We start from the raw sequence: 1,560 nt of genomic DNA on the forward strand, positions 1-1,560 counted from the left end.
GGGCGGGTGGGAAGCGGGAAGCGGGACAGGCGGAAGGACTCGGGCGGAGGCGCGTCGTCCGCGTCTCCGCCCGAGGGGTTCGAAGGGTGGGTGCTCCGGTCGTGCCGGAGAGCCGTGCCGGAGAGCCGTCAGTGGAGGGTGATCTGACGGCTGGTGAGGCCGCCGCGCGCACGCCGCTCGTCGGCCGTCAGCGGCGTCTCGTCCGCCAGCGCGGCCGTCAGCCGCTCCGCGAAGGCCGCGGCGGGCTTCTCGACGTCCTCCGCGCGCACGGTGCTCGGCAGGTCCCACACGGGCACGGTCAGCCCGTGCGCCCGGAACGAGCCCACCAGGCGGGTTCCTTCGCCGAGGGAGGCCGTGCCCGCGACGTACAGCCGGGCCAGGGCGTCCAGCAGCTTCTCCTCCGGGTGGGTCATGACCCAGCGCAGGTGGTTCTTCTCCGGCGTCTCGCACCAGTACGCGGCGTCGACGCCGTTCAGCCGGACGGTCGGGATCGCGGCGGCGTTGGCCCGGTCCAGGGAGGCGGCGACCTCGCCGGTCGCGTTCTCGGCGTTCTCGACCCAGAACTCGAAGCCCGTGTGCACGACGGGCTCGAACGGGCCCTCCACGGCCAGCAGGTCCTGCAGACGCGGCCCCTCGGTGCCGACGCGCTCGGCGGCCACGGGGGTGCCCGGCTCGGCCTCCAGGGCGCGCAGGAGGGTGTCCGCCAGGTCGCGGCTGAGGTCGCCGGAGGCGGTGTCGTTCTGGAGCCCCAGCAGCACCGCGCCGTTGTCACGGCGCAGGGCGGGCCAGGCCATGGGCAGCACGGTGGCCAGCGTCACCGACGGCACGCCCTCGGGCAGTCCGTCCTTGAGGGCGAGCTCCACGGTCGCGGCGGGCACGAGCTCGCGGAGCGCGACCCAGTCGGCCTCGTTCGGCAGGCCCTCGAAGGGCCGCTGCACGAGCTCGGCCACGGCGTGCGCGGCCTCGCGGCCGTGACAGGCCTTGTAGCGGCGCCCCGAGTTGCACGGGCAGGGCTCGCGGGCGCCGACGACGGGGATCGTGCCGTCGGTGGCCCGCGGCGTGGCGGCCTTGGTCTGGGGGCGGCGCTTCTTGGCCATGGCGTGCGGTTCTCCCGGTGGGGTGCGGTCTGTGTGCGGCGAGCCTAGCGGGGCTTCGCCCCGGGCTCTGGTGTTCGGGTGCGGCTCGGTTTTCGGGTTGCGCCTGTCGGGGCTGCGCCCCGGGTCCTGGCGTTCGGGGTGCGGGTCGGTGGGCCGGTTGCGCGTCTGCCGGGTGGCGTCTTGCGCTCCGCGCGCGGCTGCGGGCCGGTGGCCCGTCGCGCCTACCGGGGTGCCTCGTGTGGCCGTCATGCGGCTGCCGGTCCGTCGTGGCTGGTCGCGCAGTTCCCCGCGCCCCTCATGGGGCGCTGCCCCGGTGCGGTGGCGTTCGGGGTGCGGTCGGTGGTCCGTCACGCGGCTGCCGGTCCGTCGTGGCTGGTCGCGCCCACGCGGCGGAGCCGCATATCGATGCTGCCCCGCGCCCCTGATGGGGCGACCCGGGGCGGAGCCCCGGAAAGGGGGGAAG

1 protein-coding gene is annotated in these 1,560 nt (G+C 75.9%); it reads right to left on the reverse strand.

The window, feature by feature from the left end:
* Positions 1-128 precede the first annotated feature (128 nt).
* Positions 129-1,097 (reverse strand): DUF5926 family protein, encoded by a 969-nt coding sequence (locus K6I34_RS36780; RefSeq protein ID WP_229332360.1) that lies wholly within the window; start codon positions 1,095-1,097, stop codon positions 129-131.
* Positions 1,098-1,560: the final 463 nt, after the last annotated feature.

It is taken from the genome of Streptomyces sp. UNOC14_S4 (assembly GCF_020740835.1).
Classification (GTDB): Bacteria; Actinomycetota; Actinomycetes; order Streptomycetales; family Streptomycetaceae; genus Streptomyces.